Origin of the sequence: Pseudogulbenkiania ferrooxidans 2002 (assembly GCF_000174355.1) — a bacterium.
GTDB classification, from domain to species: Bacteria; Pseudomonadota; Gammaproteobacteria; order Burkholderiales; family Chromobacteriaceae; genus Pseudogulbenkiania; species Pseudogulbenkiania ferrooxidans.
In genome coordinates, this window is the sequence record NZ_ACIS01000005.1 from 359,831 (window position 1) to 377,838 (window position 18,008).

Here is an 18,008-nt window from a genome sequence, read left to right on the forward strand (position 1 = left end):
GTCGCTGTTGCGGCAGGACTGCTGATGGATACGCCACGCCAGTTGGCAGTGCTGCTGCTGCCGCCCTGTTCGATGTTCGGCATCGGCTGCCTGAGCGAGCCGTTTGTCCAGGCCAACCGCCTGTCCGGCAAGAGGCTCTACCAGCTCAGTTTTTACACCTGGGACGGCGAGCCGTTGCCGCTCTCCGGCGGCATGGTGTTCCCGGTGGCGGGCGCGCTGCGCGAGGCGGCGCCGTTCGAGCAGCTGTTCGTGCTGAGCGAAGGCGTCGCGTCGTTCGCCGACTCGGGCCTCTTCACCAGCGAACTGGGGCGCCTGGCGCCGCGCCTGACGCTGTTGGGCGGCGTGCACGCCGGCGCCTGGTGGCTGGCCAGTGCCGGCGTGCTGGACGGTTACCGCGCCACCATCCACTGGCAGGACTACCCACGCTTCGCCGACCGCTTTCCCAAGGTAGTGGCGAGCCAGCGCGTGTTCGAACTCGATCGCGACCGCTTCAGCTGCGGCGGCGCGCTGGCCGTGCTGGATGGCGCACTGGCGCTGATCGGGCGCGATCATGGTGCCGAGCTGGTGGAATCCGTCGCCGCGGTGCTGTGCGCCGAACGCGTGCGCGGCAGCGAGGAGAAGCAGCGCGTGCCGCTGCTGGCGCGTGTCGGCGAGCGCCAGCCCAAACTCACCGAGGCGGTGATGCTGATGGAAGCCAATATCGAGGAGCCGCTCACCACCGACGAGATCGCCCAGTTCACCGGGCAATCGCGCCGCCAGCTCGAGCGGATGTTCAAGCAGCACCTCGACGTGCCGCCGTCGCGCTACTACCTGCAACTGCGCCTGGAGCGGGCGCGCGCCATGCTGCGCAACACCGGCAAGTCGGTGGTGCAGATCGGCCTGTTGTGCGGCTTCTCGTCCGGCCCGCACTTTTCCACCGTGTATCGTTCCCATTTCGGCATCGCCCCGCGCGAAGAGCGTTTCGCCAACGAGACCAAACCGGCCGACGCCGAGTGAGCAGCCCGGACACGGCGTCCCGGGCTGGTAGAAACCGGAATGGACCTGTCGTTTTTCTGGAAGGTAAATAAAAAAAGCGTCATTAGAATGAATCCCATCTCAACGCCTGCCAAGGAGAACAGAATGACCGCTCAAGTCAACCGCCACACCTTCGATGAAGTCATGGTTCCCAACTACGCCCCGGCCGCCTTCATTCCGGTATCCGGCAAGGGCTCGCGCCTGTGGGACCAGGGCGGTAACGAATACATCGACTTTGCCAGCGGCATCGCGGTGACCAGCCTCGGCCACCTGCACCCGGAACTCACCGCCGTGCTGCACGAGCAGGTCGACCGCCTGTGGCACCTCTCCAATACCTTCACCAACGAGCCGGCGCTGCGCCTGGCGCGCCGCCTGACCGAATCCACCTTCGCCGAGAAGGTGTTCTTCAGCAACTCCGGCGCCGAGGCCAACGAAGCCGCGCTGAAACTGGCGCGCCGTTACGCTTTCGACCACTTCGGCGGCGACAAGACCGGCATCGTGTCGTGCAAGCAGGCCTTCCACGGCCGCACCCTGTTCACCGTGTCGGTCGGCGGCCAGCCTAAGTACACCGAAGGCTTCGCGCCGCTGCCGGGCAACCTGAACCACATCGAATTCAACAACCTGGCCGCCGCCGAAGCGGCGATCAACGACGGCACCTGCGCCGTGATCGTCGAGCCGGTGCAGGGCGAGGGCGGCGTGCTGCCGGCTACCCCGGAATACCTGAAGAAGCTGCGCGAGCTGTGCGACAAGCACAACGCGCTGCTGATCTTCGACGAAGTGCAGATCGGCGTCGGCCGCTCCGGCTCGCTGTTCGCCTACATGGAATACGGCGTGACCCCGGACATCCTGACCAGCGCCAAGGCACTGGGTAACGGCATGCCGATCGGCGCCATGTTGACCACCAGCAAGATTGCCGCCTCGTTCGTGGTCGGCACCCACGGCTCCACCTACGGCGGCAACCCGCTGGCCTGCACCGTGGCCGACAAGGTGATCGAGATCATCAATACCCCGGAGGTGCTGGACGGCGTCAAGCGCCGCCATCAGCTGCTGGTGGACGGCCTCAAGCGCATCGGCGCCAAGCATCATGCATTCAAGGATGTACGCGGCATGGGCCTGCTGGTCGGCGCCGAACTGGTCGACGAACTCGCCGGCAAGGCCAAGGACTTCCTCACCGCAGCGGCACGCCACGGCCTGGTACTCTTGGTAGCCGGTCCCAATATCGTGCGCATCGCACCGTCGCTGGTGATCCCGGAGGCGGACCTGGAAGAAGGCCTCAAGCGCCTGGAAGCCGTGACTGCCGAGATCATGGAGAAGGCGAAGGCAGCCAAAGAGGCCCAGCCTGCTTAAGCGCCACAACTCGTAGGGTGGGTGAAGGCAAATATGCCGGAACCCATCAGCATCGACCGATGGGTTTCGCGTTGCCCCTCCCATCCTACGAACAGAAACCATTGGAAGGGACTGACATGCTGTTTGTTCGACCGAGCAAGCTTTCCGATCTGGACCAGATCGAGCGCATGGCGCGATCGGGCGGGCCGGTGCTGCACTCGCTGCCGCCCGACCGCCAGCGCCTGCAACAGCGCGTGAACGACTCGCTCAATTCGCTGCGCAGCGAGGTCGAGTGCCCCGGCGAAGAGAGCTACCTGTTCGTGCTGGAAGACTCCGCCAGCGGCCGGCTCTACGGCACCGCCGGCATCATGGCGATGGCCGGCTTTTCCGAGCCGTTCTACGCCTTCCGTAACGAAGTACTGGTGCACGCCTCGCGCGAGCTCAAGGTGAACCACCGCGTGCACGCGCTGATGATGTCGCACGAGCTGACCGGCCGCACCCGGCTCACCGGCTTCTACTTCGACGAAGCCGCTCTCGGCAACGCGCTGCTGGCGCCGCAGCTGTTGTCACGCTCGCGCATGCTGTTCATCGCCGAGCACCGCGAACGTTTCAGCAACGAGATCTTCTCGGTGCTACCCGGCGTGGCCGACGAAGAGGGCCGCTCGCCGTTCTGGGACGGCGTCGGCTACAAGTTCTTCCGCCGCGACTTCACCCAGATGGAACTGGCCTCCGGCGGCCGCAGCCGCACCTTCATCGCCGAAATGATGCAGGTCGACCCGCTCTATGTACCGCTGCTGTCGGAAGAGGCGCAGCGCGTGATGGGCGAGCCACACGTCGGCGCGCGCCTCAACTACCGCTGCCACCTGGCCGAAGGCCTGGAGCCGGACAAGTTTGTCGACCTGTTCGACGCCGGCCCGGTGCTGACCGCGCCGCTGGAAGTGTGCCAGTCGGTGCGCCACAGCCGGGTGCACAGCGCGCTGCGCGGCGAGGCGAGTGGCCCGACCGTGCCTTACCTGGTGAGCAATACCCAAACCGGCGATTTCCGCTGCACCGTCGCCGAGCTGCCGGCGCGGCTGGAGAGCGAGATCGTCCTGCCGCAAGAAGTGGCCGACGTGCTGGAGATCGCCGACGGCGACGAAGTGCGTTGCGCGCCGCTGCACGTTGAAGGAGCCCGCCCATGATCGTGATGAGACTGTGCCGACCGGACGATGTCGACGCCCTGGTGGAACTTGCGCACAAGGCCGGCCCCGGCATGACCACGCTGAAGCCCGACCACGCCGTGCAGGCGTCGCGCCTCGACCGCGTGCAGCGCACCGTCGACGGCACCGCGCCGCTGGCGGAGCAGGGTTATCTGTTCGTGCTGGAAGACAGCGATAGCGGCCAGGTGGTGGGCGTGTGCGGCCTCGAGGTCGCGGTCGGCCTCGACCAGCCGTTCTACACCTACCGCATGGACAGTTTCGTGCACGCCAGCCGCGAACTGGGGCTGTGGACCAAGATGGACAAGCTGCACATGTCACACGGCCTGACGGGCTACTCCGAGCTGTGCACGCTGTTCCTCGACCCGGATTTCCGCGTCAACGGCAACGGCGCGTTGCTGTCCAAGGCGCGCTTCATGTTCCTGGCGCAGTTCCCGGAACGCTTCGCCGAGCACATCTGCGCCGAAATGCGCGGCCACTTCGACGAGAACGGCGAATCGCCGTTCTGGAAGGCGCTCGGCACGCACTTCTACCGCATCGACTTCCACGAAGCTGACCATCTGGTGGCGCTCGGCAAGAAGTCCTTCCTCGCCGAACTGATGCCGCGCTACCCGGTATACATCGACTTCCTGCCGCCCGAGGCACAGGAGTGCATCGGCAAGGTGCACAAGGACACCGAGCCGGCGCGCCGCCTGCTGGAGGCCGAAGGCCTGCGCCTGGAGCACCACGTCGACATCTTCGAGGGTGGCCCGGTGCTGGAAGCCCGCGTCGACAGCCTGCGCGTGATGCGCGACAGCCAGCTGTACCGCGTCGAGATCGTGGCCGAACGCGCCGCCGCCGGCGAGCAGCGCTACCTGGTGGCCAACGGCGAACTGGCCGATTTCCGCGTGATCCTGGCTTCGGCCAACCCTGCGGACAGTGTGATCGCCCTGAGTGCCGAGCACGCCCAGGCCCTGCACGTGAAGAGCGGCGACACCGTACGCGCCATGACGCTCTATCCCGCTGCCAAGGCAGCTAGCTGATAACCGATTGCCGCCGGCAGCGCGCCGCTGCCGGCCCACCACATGGAAAGACATGACATGAGCCAACTGTTCATCGACGGTAGCTGGACCGCCGGCCACGGCCCGGTCTTCGTTTCGCTCAACCCGGCTACCGGTCTGCCGGTCTGGGAAGGCCGCGCCGCCGCGGCCGAGGACATCGACGCCGCCTTCATCGCCGCGCGCCGCGCCTTCGCCGGCTGGCGCCGCACCGCGCTGGCCGAACGCCTGGCCTTGGTACGCCGCTTCGCCGAGGTGCTGGGCGAGCACAAGGAAGAGCTGGCCCGCACCATTGGCCTGGAAACCGGCAAGCCGCTGTGGGAATCGCGCCAGGAAGTGGCGGCGATGATCGGCAAAATCGAGATCTCGATCCGTTCCTACAACGAGCGTACCGGCGAACACCGCGCCGACCTCGCCGGCGACAGCTCCGTGTTGCGCCATCGCCCGCATGGTGTGGTGGCGGTGTACGGTCCGTATAACTTCCCCGGCCACCTGCCGAACGGCCACATCGTGCCGGCGCTGATCGCCGGCAACACCGTGCTGTTCAAGCCGTCCGAGCTGACCCCGCTGGTGGCCGAGCTGACCGTCAAACTGTGGGAAAAAGCCGGCGTGCCGGCCGGCGTGATCAACCTGCTGCAAGGCGAGCGCGACACCGGCATTGCGCTGGCCCAGCACGCCGACCTCGACGGCCTGTTGTTCACCGGCAGCTCGGCCACCGGCATCGCTCTGCACCGCCAGTTCGCCGGCCGTCCCGGCTTCATGCTGGCGCTGGAGATGGGCGGCAACAACCCGCTGCTGGTGGCCGAGTGCGCCGACCTCGATGCCGCCGTGCACCACGCCATCCAGTCCGCCTTCCTGTCCGCCGGCCAGCGCTGCACCTGCGCGCGCCGCATGCTGGTGCCGGTGGGCGAATTCGGCGACCGCTTCGTGGCGCGCCTGGCCGAGGTAGCCGGCAAGCTCACCATCGGCGCCTTCGACGCCGAGCCGCAGCCGTTCATGGGGGCGATGGTGTCGCTCAAGGCGGCGCAGGGCATGCTCGCCGCGCAGCAACGCCTGATCGCGCTGGGTGCCAAGCCGATCCTGGAAATGCGCCAGCTGGAAGAGGGCAAAGCCTTCGTCACGCCGGCCATCCTCGACGTCACCACCGTGACCGAGCTGCCGGACGAGGAGTACTTCGGCCCGCTCACGCAGATCATCCGCTACCGCGACTTCGATCTGGCGCTGGAGATCGCCAACGACACCGAATATGGCCTGTCGGCGGCGCTGCTGGCCGACGATGCCGCTCTGTGGGAACGCTTCAGCCAGGACATCCGCGCCGGCGTGGTGAACTGGAACAAGCCGACCAACGGCGCCTCGTCCGCCGCGCCGTTCGGCGGGGTCGGAAACTCCGGCAACCATCGCCCGGGGGCCTACTACGCCGCCGACTACTGCGCCTACCCGATGGCCTCGGTGGAAGCGCCGGCGCTGGCGCTGCCGAGCCAGCTCGCGCCGGGGATGTCGTTGTAAGCCTCTCGATCAGGCGGCTGCGCCTTGGCATCATGAGTACTCGCAGGCTGGGCGAAGGCACACCCGCCGGAACCCATCAATAGCGGATGAGGGGTTCCGCATTGCTCCACCCATCCTGCGCCTGCGAGGCGGCTCGGCCTGCCATGGCCCGCTCGCTTTCCGGAGGAGCTCCCGATTTTGTCTGTGGAAGTCGTCAGTGTTGGCAGTCCGGTGCAAACCGGGCTGCTTTTTTTTGGGGGCCGTGCCATCCTGCGTACGGGTCGCCCCATGGCGCGTGCTGGCAGTGTCTATAGTGGATGAGGGCGGCCGCAGGGACATGCAGGCCGGGGTTCAAGGCGGCGTGCCGCTGTTTTTCGACAAGGGGGAGGGACTGTCATGCCCAACACGACGGAACCCGGATTACTCCACCTGCTGTATCTCTACTTCATTCCCTACTGGCTGTTCCGTGACGTCTCGCAGGGCGACCACATGCTGCGCGAGCAGAACTATCGCTTCAACCGCCAGCAACGCAAATACCTGCCGGGCTATCTGATCAAGTGGGCGATCCTGTGCGCGCTGCTGTTGGCCAGCCATCACATGGCCAAGGGGCTGGCGGAGGTGGTGCCGGACTGGTACGAGGTCTTCCGCGCCTGGGCGCTGTTTTCCGGCATCAGCTTTTCGGTCGGCTTTGCCCTGATGGCCAACATCGTGGTGCTGTGGGGTTATCTGACCTTCATGCACTGATGGTCTCATGCCGTAGTCGGCGGGGGCGGTGCTGCGGAATGGCACGCACTGGCGCGCCAGGCTGCAGCAACACCGATCGATTCGGTGCATCCAATGGCACACTTGTTTGCCACCGATGCAGATCGACCCTCAAGAGACATTCATGCTTCCGGCTGACGGCCGGCTCCTTCCTGCTGTAGAGGAGACATCCGCATTGCCCGATGCGCCAAGCCGGGAACCCTGATGCACCGCGATGAGCGAGGCACGAGCCGGACCGAAGCCTTTTGTGCCGATCTTCTATGAAGCCTGGTCAAAGACCAGGCAAGTAGTGCTCGCGTGGGCGTAGAGCTTGCCGTCCGGTCCGACCAGCCGGCCTTCCGCGGTCGCCACCTGGCGGCCGCCGTGGACCAACCGGCCTTCCGCGCGTACCAGCGGCACCGCGTCGGTGAGTGAGCGGACGAGGTTGAGCTTCAGTTCCAGGGTGGTGTAGGCCTTGCCCGCCGGCAGCGTGGAATGCACGGCGCATCCCATGGCGGTGTCGAGCATGGTTGCGAACCAGCCGCCGTGCACGGTGCCCATCGGGTTGTAGTAGCTGAAGCCTGGCTCTCCCTGGAATACCGCCAATCCGGGCTCGATGCGCAGCAGGGTGAAATCGAGCGTCGCAGCCATCGGCGGGGGCGGAATCTCCCCGGCGAGGAGCGCCTGGAATATCTGCAATCCGCTGCGCCCGGCGAGCTGGGCAGGGGAGGCCACGCCGGGAGTCGTCTGGAGGCGGGCGCGCACGGCCGCCTCCTCGGCCCGCCAGCGGGCAAGCGTTTCTTCGGGGTTCATCGCGTCGGTTGGCGCTGTCATGGGGTCGACTCCTCTCCCTAGCTACCTAGAATCGAGCGGCGCGCGCGCTCGTGCGGGTCGATTTTCGGCGGCGATCCCACCTCGAGTGCGGGTCGAGACGCGACGCGGGTCACGGGCGACGGGACGATTCGCTGACGCGCGAGTTCATGCGGATCCGTCGGCGCTGGCGCCTCGGTTACCGTCGTGTTGGGGATGGCTGCCGAATGCTGTGTCACGTTCAGTATCGACTGCCGCGCCTGCTCGTGAGGATCCAGCGGGCGGCCGGGATCGGCCAGCGCGGTGTGGGCGGAAATGACGAGGGCGATGCCGGACAATGCCAAAAGCGATTTCATGATGAGTCTCCTGTTCGGGTGAAGCAGTAGACGAGCGGTACCGTTGGCACCTGGCACCGCTCGGCCGGAAATGCGTGTCATCCGTTCATGGCACGCGACAAAAAAGCCTGGTGCAGCCAGCGTGGCGTCGCCCACGTGAGGATCACGAGGGCCTTGTTCGCCCAGCCCGCCACGACGCTGATGCGTCCGGCCTGCAAGGCGCGGATACCGGCGCGCACCACGGGGGGCGGCTGCATCATCAACCCCTTTAGCGCGGGCGTGAGCTTCATCTGCGCCGCGGTAGCGAAGCCGGTGTTCGATACGCCCGGGCAAAGCGTCGTAACGGTGACGCCATCGTGCTTGAGCTCGTGATGAAGCGCTTCGCCCAGACGCAACACGTAGGCCTTGGCGGCGGCATAGACGGCGAAGTTCTGCACGCCCTGGTAGGCCAACAGGCTCGCCACCAGCAGGATCTTCCCGCGTCCTCGAGCCCGCATGTCTTGCGCAAAGACATGGGTGACCGCGGTCAGGCTTGCCACATCCAGCTGCACCATTGCCAGCGCCGCGTCGAGCTGGCTATCCACAAACGGTCCCTGCAGCCCATGGCCGGCGTTGTTGATCAGGATGTCGATCACAATGCCTCGCTCGAGCAGACGCCGATGCAATTGGACGACTGCTGCAATGTCCGTGAGGTCGACCTGCTCCACCACGACCTCGATGTGGTACTGCCGGCGCAATGTCTCGGCGTGCGCCTGAAGACGGTCCAGCCGGCGTGCCACCAGAACCAGGGAGCGGCCTTGCTCGGCATATTGGCGGGCGAACTCCTCGCCAAAGCCGCTCGATGCGCCCGTGACGAGCACCCATGAATTATCTGTTGTGGTCATTTTGCTTACCTGCGGTCGTTGGTGGAAAGGTTGCTGGAGAGGCGGTTGCTGCTTGCATGCTGCGCATCCCATCCGCCCCCCAAAGCCCGGAAGGAGGCAATGGCGGCGCGCGCCGCCTCCGTTTCTGCCTGTGCCTTCGCGTCGCGCGCCTCCAGCAGCTTGCCATCGGCATCGAGCACCTCGATCAGGCTGACGACGCCGCCCTTGTAGGCGGCAAGCGAGTTTTCGCGCGCACGGGCGAGCGAGGATTCGCCCCGCGTCAGGATGCCGACCTGTGCCTCGCGTTTGACGAGGGCTTCGATGGCGTTCTCGACATCCTCGGTCGCCCGCAACACGGCCAGCCGGTAGGCCGCCAGGGCTTCGGCCTCCTGGCCACGTGCGGCGGCGATCTGCGCGTCGACGCGGCCGAAGTCGAACAGGCGCCAGCGCAGCCCGAGAACGCCTTGGGCCTGGCTGGCGGCCCCGGTGAAGAGGTTGCCGCTCGCTATCGCGGTGGCGCTGCCCAGCAGGGCGGCAAGCGAGAGCTTGGGGTAGTACTCCGAGACCACAACGCCGATGCGCGCATTGGCTGCCGCCAGGCGCCGCTCGGCGGCGATGAGGTCCGGCCTGCGCCGAATCAACTCGGCCGGGGTGCCGGTCTCGGCCAGACCCGGAACGACCGGGACCGGCGCCACCGAAGCTAGCTCCGTGCGGTAGGTTCCCGGCTGCACCCCGAGCAGTACGTCCAGTGCGTTCATTGCCGAATCGAGGCCGGCTTCCAGGACGGGAATCTGCGCCTCGGCCTGGGTGAGCGAACCCTCGGCCTGGTTCATCTGGAGCTCGGCGGCGACCCCCTTCCCGTACTGGAGCCGGACCATGGCGAACAACTGACGGCGGGTTTCCACTTGCTGCCGGGCGATCGCGATGCGCGCCTGCAAGCCCCGGATTGTGACGTACACATCCGCTGTCTGCGCGGCCACGGCCAGCCGTGTCGCCACCGCGCCGGCTTCGGATGCCTCGTACGCCGCGCGCGCCGCCTCCCGTCCTCGCCGCAGACCGCCGAACATGTCGATCTCCCAACTCGCATTGAGGTTGGCCTCGTAGGAGCTGCCGCTGCGATCGAAGCCGGGCGTGGCGTTGAGCACCTGCCCCAGCGGGGTCTCGACCGACTGGTAGCCTCGCGCTGCGGTTATACTCACGTTGGCCGCAGGAAGCAGCGCCGCATCGGCGTAGCGCAATGACGCACGCGACTGGGCGACACGTGCCGCCGCTTGCGCGATGTCCAGGTTCTGGTCGAGGGCCAGCGCGACGAAGTGCGTCAGCAGCGGATCGTCGAAGGCGGCCCACCAGATCGTGAGGTCTGCCTTGTGCTTAACCTGCCGGTGATCGACGCCTTCCTGTCCGATAAAGGTGGGCGACAGGGCGATCTCGGGGCGTCTGTAGTCGGGGCCGACGGTGCAGCCCGTCAAGACGCCGACGCTCAGAAGAAGGGCGAGAGAACGGGGATGGGCGAGCATGAGAGTCCTTCGGGGGAGTTGAACCGTTTGCGTGACTATAGTCTAAATTGGTCACTAGTTGTCAAGCTTTAGCATACGAGGTATTGTTTTCCCCATGAATGAAATCGAGTCTTCCGCCCCGCAGACGCGTGGCCCTGCCGACCATAGCGTTCGAGAACAGATCGTGGAGGCGGCCGGAGAACACTTCAGCCACTACGGCTACGAGAAGACCACGGTCTCCGACCTGGCCAAGGCGATCGGCTTTTCCAAGGCCTATATCTACAAGTTCTTCGACTCCAAGCAGGCCATCGGCGAGGCCATCTGCTCCAAGACCTTGAGTGCCATCGTCGTGGCGGTCGAAGAGGCCGTGGCAGGCGCATCCACCCCGACGGAAAAATTCCGCAGAATGTTCAAGGTCTTGGTGGCGACCGGCGTGAGCCTGTTCTTCAACGACCGCAAGCTGTACGACATCGCGGCGTATTCCGCCGGCGAGGGGTGGCCGTCTGCCCGCGCCTACTGCGAGCGCATCCAGCAGATCCTGACGGAGATCGTCCGCGAAGGGCGGGAGAGCGGCGAGTTCGAACGCAAGACACCGCTGGACGAGACGGTGCATGCTATCTATCTCGTCATGCTGCCCTTCGCGAATCCGCTCCTGCTCCAGCACAACCTCGACCTCGTCGAGGACGCGCCTACACGACTTTCGAACCTGGTGCTGCGTAGCCTGGCGCCTTAGGGTACTCCATGAGCACAAAGTGACCATTGACAAATATGGTCACAAGTTAGAGCATGAAGACCTTCGTGTTTCCGGAGGTCGTCATGCTTCAGCGCCGTACTATTCCCTTCCTCGCCGTCGTCGGTCTGTTGCCCTTAGCCCTGGCAGCGTGCAGCGACGCCACTTCTTCAATTGATCCGCGGACCCGAATTCCCGTCGTACGGGTGGGGGCGGTAGAGGCCGCCGTCCAGGCCGAGCGCTCATTCACCGGCATTGTTGCGGCGCGGGTGCAGAGCGACCTGGGTTTCCGCGTTCCCGGCAAGGTCCTGGAGCGCCTGGTCGATACCGGGCAGGCCGTCAAGCGTGGCCAGCCGCTGATGCGCATCGACCCCACCGACTTGAAGCTCGCCACGCGCGCCCACGACGAGGCGGTTGCCGCCGCCACGGCGCGCGCGCGCCAGACCGCGGAGGACGAGGCGAGGTACCGCGACCTCGTCTCGGCGGGTGCGGTGTCGGCCTCGGCCTACGACAAGATCAAGACCGCCGCCCAGTCGGCAAGGGCGGAGCTCAATGCGGCCCAGGCCCAGGCCGACGTGGCGCGCAACGAAACCAGCTACACGGTCCTGCTTGCCGACGCGGACGGCGTGGTGGTGGAGACCCTGGCGGAGCCGGGCCAGGTCGTCAGTGCCGGGCAGGTTGTCGTTCGTGTGGCGCATGCCGGGCGCCGCGAAGCAGTCATCGAGCTCCCCGAAGCCCTGCGTCCGGCGGTCGGATCCGTGGCGCGCGCGGCCTTGTATGGCAGCGGGCTCACGGGCGCGGCGAAACTGCGCCAGTTGTCGGATGCCGCCAACCGTGAGACGCGCACCTTCGAGGCGCGCTACGTGCTGGAGGACCGTCTGGCGGACGCGCCGCTGGGCTCGACCGTCTCCATTCGCATCCCGCACGACCGCTCCGCTCCGGCACTGCGGGTACCCATCGGCGCGATCGTCGATCCCGGCAAAGGCCCCGGCGTATGGCTGGTCGAAGGGAAGGCGCCTCGGGTCACCTGGCGCGCCGTGCAGGTAACCGGCCTCAGTGACGAAGCCACCGCGGTCGTCGGTGGCCTCGCGGCGGGCGATCGCGTCGTCGTGCTCGGAGCCCATCTGCTGCACGAAGGTGAGCAGGTACGACTGGCTGACGGCAAAGCCGCGCAAAGCGTGGCGGCGGCCAGCGGGGAGGGGAAATGAGCGCCTTCAACCTCTCTGCCCTCGCGGTACGCGAGCGCTCGGTCACCCTGTTCTTGATGCTGGCCATCTTCATCGCCGGGATCGTGGCCTTTCTGACGCTGGGCCGGGCGGAGGATCCCGCCTTTACCGTCAAGCAGATGACCGTGGTCACCGCCTGGCCCGGCGCTACGGCAAAGGAGATGGAAGAACTGGTCGCCGAGCCCCTGGAAAAGCGCATGCAGGAACTGCGCTGGTATGACCGGACCGAGACCTTTACGCGACCGGGCCTGGCCTTCACCACGGTGTTCCTGCTCGACAGCACGCCCCCCGCGGAGGTCCCCGAGCAGTTCTATCAGGGGCGCAAGAAACTCGGCGACGAGGCCGGCAAGCTGCCGCGTGGCGTCATCGGCCCGATGGTGAACGACGAATACGCCGACGTGACCTTTGCACTCTATGCCTTGAAAGCGAAGGGTGAGGCCCATCGGCACCTGGTGCGCGACGCGGAGACCCTGCGCCAGCGCCTGCTTCACGTGGCGGGCGTCAAGAAGGTGAACATCATCGGCGAGCAGGCCGAACGGATCTTCGTCGAGTTCTCCCATGACCGCCTCGCGACCCTGGGCGTCTCCCCACGCGACCTCTTCGCAGCGCTGAACGGGCGCAACGTCATGACGCCCGCCGGCTCGATCGACGCCAAGGGCCCACAGGTCTTCATCCGGCTGGACGGCGCCATCGACGATCTGGAGGCGATCCGGAATACGCCCGTCGCGGCGCGGGGCCGTACGCTGAAGCTCGGCGACATCGCCGAGGTGAAGCGGGGCTACGAGGATCCGGCCACCTTCCTCATCCGCAACAACGGCGAACCGGCCTTGCTGCTCGGCGTGGTCATGCGCGAGGGTTGGAACGGCCTCGATCTCGGCCGCGCGCTGGAGACGGAAGCGGCGGCGATCAACGCCGAGATGCCGCTCGGCATGAGCCTCACCAAGGTCACGGACCAATCGGTCAATATCCACTCGGCCGTCGACGAGTTCATGCTCAAGTTCTTCGTTGCCCTCGGCGTGGTGATGCTGGTGGGTTTCCTCAGCATGGGATGGCGCGCCGGCATCGTGGTCTCGGCAGCGGTTCCCCTGACCCTGGCCGCGGTCTTCGTCATCATGGCGGCCACCGGCAAGAACTTCGACCGGATCACGCTGGGCTCCCTGATCCTCGCCCTGGGGCTACTGGTCGACGACGCGATCATCGCCATCGAGATGATGGTGGTGAAGATGGAGGAGGGCTACGACCGCATCCGCGCGGCGGCCTATGCGTGGAGCCATACCGCCGCGCCCATGCTTTCCGGAACCCTGGTGACGGCGATCGGCTTCATGCCGAACGGCTTCGCCAAGTCGACCGCCGGCGAGTACGCCGGCAACATGTTCTGGATCGTCGGCATTGCGCTGATCACGTCGTGGATCGTCGCTGTCGTGTTCACGCCCTACCTGGGGGTGAAGCTGCTCCCGAACTTCAAGCAACACGAGGGCGGGAACGCGGCGATCTACGCGACCCCGCACTACGAGCGCTTCCGCCGCCTTCTTGGATCGGTGATCCGGCGAAAATGGCTGGTTGCGGCGGGCGTGGTCGGTGCCTTGTTCGTCGCGGTCCTGGGCATGGACGTGGTCAACAAGCAATTCTTTCCGACTTCCGATCGGCCCGAGGTGCTGGTCGAAGTCCAGATGCCGTATGGCACCTCGATCCAGCAGACGAGTGCGGTGACCGCCAAGGTCGAGGCCTGGCTGGCCAGGCAGCCGGAAGCGAAGATCGTGACGGCCTACGTCGGACAGGGGGCGCCGCGCTTCTACCTCGCCATGGCGCCGGAGTTGCCCGATCCTTCGTTCGCGAAGATCGTCGTCCTGACGGACAACCAGGCGGCGCGTGAGGCGCTCAAGCTCAGGCTGCGGCAGGCGGTGGCCGACGGTCTGGCACCGGAGGCGCGCGTGCGGGTGGCCCAGTTGGTGTTTGGCCCGTACTCGCCGTTCCCCGTGGCCTTCCGCGTGATGGGGCCCGATCCCGACAAGCTGCGCGACATCGCGGCACAGGTGCGTGCCGTGATGCAGGCCTCTTCCCAGATGCGTACGGTCAATACCGACTGGGGCGAGCGCGTGCCCACGCTGCGTTTCTCGCTCGATCAGGACCGGCTCCAGAGCCTTGGTTTGAGCTCCAGCGACGTGGCCCAACAGCTTCAGTTCCTGTTGAACGGCATCCCGATTACCGAGGTGCGCGAGGACATCCGCTCGGTACAGGTCGAAGCCCGTTCAGCCGGCAACACGCGGCTCGATCCGGGCAAGATCGCCGATTTCACCCTGGTCGGAGCGGCCGGCCAGCGGATTCCGCTGTCGCAGATCGGAACGGTGAACGTCCACATGGAAGACCCCATCCTGCGCCGCCGCGATCGCACGCCGACGATCACCGTGCGCGGAGACATTGCCGAGGGCTTGCAGCCGCCGGACGTATCCACCGCCGTATGGAAGGATCTTCAGCCCGTCATCGCCAAGCTCCCGGCCGGCTACCGGATCGAGCAGGGCGGTTCCATCGAGGAATCCGGCAAGGCGAACCGCGCCATGGCGCCGATCTTCCCCATCATGATCGCCCTGACGCTGATCACGATCATCTTCCAGGTCCGGTCGATCTCTGCGATGACGATGGTGTTCGCCACCGCGCCGCTGGGCCTGATCGGGGTCGTGCCCACCCTGCTGTTGTTCCGGCAGCCGTTCGGCATCAACGCGCTGGTCGGTCTGATTGCGCTGTCCGGAATCCTGATGCGCAACACGCTGATATTGATAGGACAGATTCGTGAAAACGAACAGGCCGGACTCGATCCATTCCGTGCGGTTATCGAAGCCACCGTGCAGCGCGCCCGCCCGGTCATCCTGACCGCACTCGCCGCCATCCTGGCGTTCATCCCGCTGACCCATTCGGTGTTCTGGGGGACGCTGGCCTACACCTTGATCGGCGGCACCTTCGCCGGGACGGTTCTGACCCTGGTGTTCTTGCCGGCCTTGTACTCGATCTGGTTCAAAATCAGGCCGACGGCGGCGGAGGGGCACGCCGCTCCTACGATACGAACGGAACCTGCTGCAGACTAGCTGAAGGAATCGGCGCGCCGGCCCCGCAGCGGTTGCCGGTGTGCCACCACTACATTTCACTTCATGAGCGCAGACGGAAGCCAGCTACGCGAGATCAATCACCTCATCGGCTTCTGGGGTTATCCGGCCGGTTGTCGGCCGGGCATTTCCACTCAAGCCGACGCCGCCACCGCGCCCGATTGGCTAGCCGCTGGCTCCATACCCTCCCGCCCAGCCTGCTCCAGCAGCCACTCGCGGAACACGCGTACCTTGTAGAGGTCGGCCTTGGTGGCCGGGTGCACCAGGTAGTAGGCGTGCTGGCTGCGCACCGGCTTGTCGAGCGCCAGCACCAGCCGTCCGCTCTGCAGCTCTTCCTCCACCAGGAAGTGCGGCAGCACCGCGATGCCGAGCCCCGCCACGGCGGCCTGGATCACCATGAAGAAGTGCTCGAAGCGCGGGCCACTCAACAACCCCGCCTCATTTCCCGTCAAGCCCTCGATGCCGGCCGCGTGCAGCCAGTCGTTCCACGCCTGCGGCCGCGTGGTGTGTTGCAGCAGCGTGTAGGCGAGGATCTCGCGCACGTCGTCGAGGTGCGGTCGCCCGCCGAGCAGGGCCGGCGCGCACACCGGCACGATGTCTTCGCCCATCAACCGGTGGCAGATCGCGCCCGGCCACAGCGCCGGGCCGAAGTGGATCGCCACGTCGGCCTCCACCTTGTCGAAATCGAACGGCCGCACCTGGGTGACCAGGTTGAGCTGGATGTCCGGGTAGCGCGCCGCGAAGTCGCCCAGCCGCGGCACCAGCCAGCGCGAGCCGAAGGTGGGCAACATGGCGATGGTAAGCATGCCGCCTTCGCCGCTATAGGCCATCAGTTGCAGCGTGGCGGCCTCGGCGCGGTCCAGCACGTCCTGCACCGCGGCGGCGTAGGCTTCGCCGGCCACGGTCAGCACCAGGCGCTGCTTGACGCGCTCGAACAGCGGCCGGCCGATGAAATCTTCCAGCGCGCGGATCTGGCGGCTCACGGCGCTTTGCGTCAGGTTCAGCTCTTCGGCGGCGCGGGTAAAGCTCAGGTGACGGACGGCGGCCTCGAAACATTGCAGGGCCATCAGCGAGGGCAGGGTTCGACGCATGGTAGTTGATGAGTTTTCAGAATGAAGTCAGCAGAATACATCGCTTGAGCCAAGCCGTAAAAAAATCGAGACTTTGCTTATCGTGCGGCAGCGACAGCGGGGTGGGCCCGCTGCCTCGAACTGCCCGAAACAGAATAAGAGGCATTCCGTAATGGCACACGTCAACGCGAACGTAGAAACCAGCCAACTGTGGCAGCTGCTCGAAGCCGTCGCCGGCCAGGCCAGCACGCGCGGCCTGTTCAATATGATCGAGGTCGACGACACCCTGCTCACGGCCGCGGTGCGCCCCGCCACCGTGCCGCGCGTGGTGCTGGCCCAGGCCATGAACATGCTGCTGTTCGCCAAGAACCTGGAAGCCGTGCCGGAAGGCAAGACCTACGTCACCGCCAAGTTGGCCGAAGGCGGCAAGGTGGTGTTCGACCACGGCGCACTGCGCACCGTCACCGCCGCCGACACCGGCGCTCTGCCGATGGGCGAGCAGGCGTTCAAGCGCTTTCTCGAGCCGCTGGGCTTCGCCGTGGCCGGCGTCTACCCGCTGCCGCGCCTGAAGATGACCGGTCGCGCCTACTGCCACCAGGACGCGCCAGAAGTGGTAGCCCAGTTCTTCGTCTCCGAACTGCACGCCGACCAGTTCTCCCCGGCCTTCCAGGCGGCGGCGAACGAAGTACTGGGCAGTTCGCGCGACCCGCTCTCCGAGCGCGCCAAGGAACTACTGACGAAGCTCGCCGACGCCCGCGCGCAGCCGTTTGCCGAGGCGGTCGAACTGCTGCCGGAGCTGGTGGGCTGTTTCGACGTGCAGCACGCCACCCCGCGCCTCGCCGCCTACCAGACCCTGCTGGAAGAATCGGCCGAGATGGCGTGGATCGCCACCGAGGGCAACGCCTTCAACCACGCCACCGACCATGTCGAGGACGTGTTCGCCGTGGCCGACGCACTGCGCGCCCAGGGCCTGCCGATCAAGGACAAGGTCGAGGTCTCCGCCGCCGGTTCGGTGCGCCAGACCGCGTTCAAGGCCACCCGCGTCGAGCGCGAATTCATCGCCGCCGACGGCACGCGCGTGACGCGCGTGGTGCCGGGCTCGTTCTACGAATTTATCACCCGCGACCGCATCGTCGACCCGGCCAGCGGCGAGAGCAAGCTCGACCTGCGCTTCGACAGCTCCAACGCGCAGGGCATTTTCAAGATGACGGCCGCCGCCTGCTGAGAACCTGTTCCCTCAAGCGGCAGCGCCTTGGCATCTTGGGCACGTGCAGGCTGGCGCCAGCCGTCCTGCACGCGCAAGGTGCCGCAAAGAACTTCCCTGGACCGGAAGCCCGTACGGCCCGCGCTTCGGTGCGGGCCCTTTTTTTCGGGCTAGTGAAAGAAATCGTCGCGAGAGGTCCTCAGCGGGGTAAAGAGCAACCCACACCCAGAGCTACGCCATGCACCCGCCTGACCGCCAGCACGTCCAGCACATCGCTGGCCACATCGGCGAATTCCGCGCGATGCCGAACACCCTGGACTCGGCCCCCTGATCTCGTGACACGCTTCCAAAGCAAAACGGAGGGCGCCTGATGGCAA

15 protein-coding genes are annotated in these 18,008 nt (G+C 66.2%); 10 read left to right on the forward strand and 5 right to left on the reverse strand.

Annotated elements, in window-relative coordinates:
- Positions 1-24: 24 nt before the first annotated feature.
- The 6 genes from FURADRAFT_RS10955 (at position 25) to FURADRAFT_RS10980 (ending at position 6,802) form a co-directional block, all read left to right on the forward strand.
- Complete coding sequence (locus tag FURADRAFT_RS10955) at positions 25-996, forward strand: GlxA family transcriptional regulator (protein WP_008954220.1); 972 nt, start codon at positions 25-27, stop codon at positions 994-996.
- Between the two features lie 123 nt (positions 997-1,119).
- On the forward strand, positions 1,120-2,361 hold the full coding sequence (locus FURADRAFT_RS10960; RefSeq protein WP_008954221.1) for an aspartate aminotransferase family protein: 1,242 nt from the start codon (positions 1,120-1,122) through the stop codon (positions 2,359-2,361).
- A gap of 116 nt (positions 2,362-2,477) precedes the next feature.
- A complete protein-coding gene (locus FURADRAFT_RS10965; protein ID WP_008954222.1) occupies positions 2,478-3,521 on the forward strand; it encodes an arginine N-succinyltransferase in 1,044 nt (347 codons plus the stop codon).
- The gene (gene astA / locus FURADRAFT_RS10970; RefSeq protein ID WP_008954223.1) at positions 3,518-4,558 is read left to right on the forward strand and encodes an arginine N-succinyltransferase; all 1,041 of its coding nucleotides are present in this window, start codon (positions 3,518-3,520) and stop codon (positions 4,556-4,558) included. The genes FURADRAFT_RS10965 and astA overlap by 4 nt, the downstream gene beginning before the upstream one ends.
- 57 nt (positions 4,559-4,615) lie before the next feature.
- Entirely contained in the window at positions 4,616-6,079 is a 1,464-nt protein-coding gene (gene astD / locus FURADRAFT_RS10975; RefSeq protein ID WP_008954224.1) for a succinylglutamate-semialdehyde dehydrogenase, read from the forward strand.
- 375 nt (positions 6,080-6,454) lie between these two features.
- On the forward strand, positions 6,455-6,802 hold the full coding sequence (locus FURADRAFT_RS10980) for a hypothetical protein (protein WP_008954225.1): 348 nt from the start codon (positions 6,455-6,457) through the stop codon (positions 6,800-6,802).
- 276 nt (positions 6,803-7,078) lie between these two features.
- Here the strand turns inward: FURADRAFT_RS10980 and FURADRAFT_RS10985 are convergent, their stop codons facing one another.
- From FURADRAFT_RS10985 to FURADRAFT_RS11000, 4 genes are all read right to left on the reverse strand, one after another.
- Complete coding sequence (locus FURADRAFT_RS10985) at positions 7,079-7,633, reverse strand: PaaI family thioesterase (RefSeq protein ID WP_008954226.1); 555 nt, start codon at positions 7,631-7,633, stop codon at positions 7,079-7,081.
- Between the two features lie 17 nt (positions 7,634-7,650).
- Positions 7,651-7,965 carry a hypothetical protein gene (locus FURADRAFT_RS10990; protein WP_008954227.1) on the reverse strand — a complete coding sequence of 105 codons (315 nt, stop codon included), beginning with the start codon at positions 7,963-7,965 and terminating at the stop codon, positions 7,651-7,653.
- Between the two features lie 77 nt (positions 7,966-8,042).
- Entirely contained in the window at positions 8,043-8,828 is a 786-nt protein-coding gene (locus tag FURADRAFT_RS10995; RefSeq protein WP_008954228.1) for an SDR family NAD(P)-dependent oxidoreductase, read from the reverse strand.
- Positions 8,829-8,833: 5 nt separating this feature from the next.
- Complete coding sequence (locus FURADRAFT_RS11000) at positions 8,834-10,324, reverse strand: efflux transporter outer membrane subunit (RefSeq protein ID WP_008954229.1); 1,491 nt, start codon at positions 10,322-10,324, stop codon at positions 8,834-8,836.
- 94 nt (positions 10,325-10,418) lie between these two features.
- On the opposite strand from FURADRAFT_RS11000, the gene FURADRAFT_RS11005 reads away from it, so the two are divergent.
- Genes FURADRAFT_RS11005 through FURADRAFT_RS11015 form a run of 3 tightly spaced genes read left to right on the forward strand, consistent with a single transcriptional unit; the run spans position 10,419 to position 15,339 of the window.
- The gene (locus tag FURADRAFT_RS11005) at positions 10,419-11,036 is read left to right on the forward strand and encodes a TetR/AcrR family transcriptional regulator (RefSeq protein ID WP_008954230.1); all 618 of its coding nucleotides are present in this window, start codon (positions 10,419-10,421) and stop codon (positions 11,034-11,036) included.
- A gap of 53 nt (positions 11,037-11,089) precedes the next feature.
- Complete coding sequence (locus FURADRAFT_RS11010; RefSeq protein WP_081455951.1) at positions 11,090-12,241, forward strand: efflux RND transporter periplasmic adaptor subunit; 1,152 nt, start codon at positions 11,090-11,092, stop codon at positions 12,239-12,241.
- The gene (locus tag FURADRAFT_RS11015) at positions 12,238-15,339 is read left to right on the forward strand and encodes an efflux RND transporter permease subunit (RefSeq protein WP_008954232.1); all 3,102 of its coding nucleotides are present in this window, start codon (positions 12,238-12,240) and stop codon (positions 15,337-15,339) included. The genes FURADRAFT_RS11010 and FURADRAFT_RS11015 overlap by 4 nt, the downstream gene beginning before the upstream one ends.
- Positions 15,340-15,491: 152 nt before the next feature.
- On the opposite strand, the gene gcvA is transcribed toward FURADRAFT_RS11015, so the two are convergent.
- Positions 15,492-16,448, reverse strand: coding sequence for a transcriptional regulator GcvA (gcvA, locus tag FURADRAFT_RS11020; protein WP_008954233.1), 957 nt, complete (start codon positions 16,446-16,448; stop codon positions 15,492-15,494).
- 151 nt (positions 16,449-16,599) lie between these two features.
- Between gcvA and FURADRAFT_RS11025 the strand changes: the two genes are divergently transcribed.
- A complete protein-coding gene (locus tag FURADRAFT_RS11025; RefSeq protein WP_008954234.1) occupies positions 16,600-17,652 on the forward strand; it encodes a DUF1338 domain-containing protein in 1,053 nt (350 codons plus the stop codon).
- Positions 17,653-18,008 lie beyond the last annotated feature (356 nt).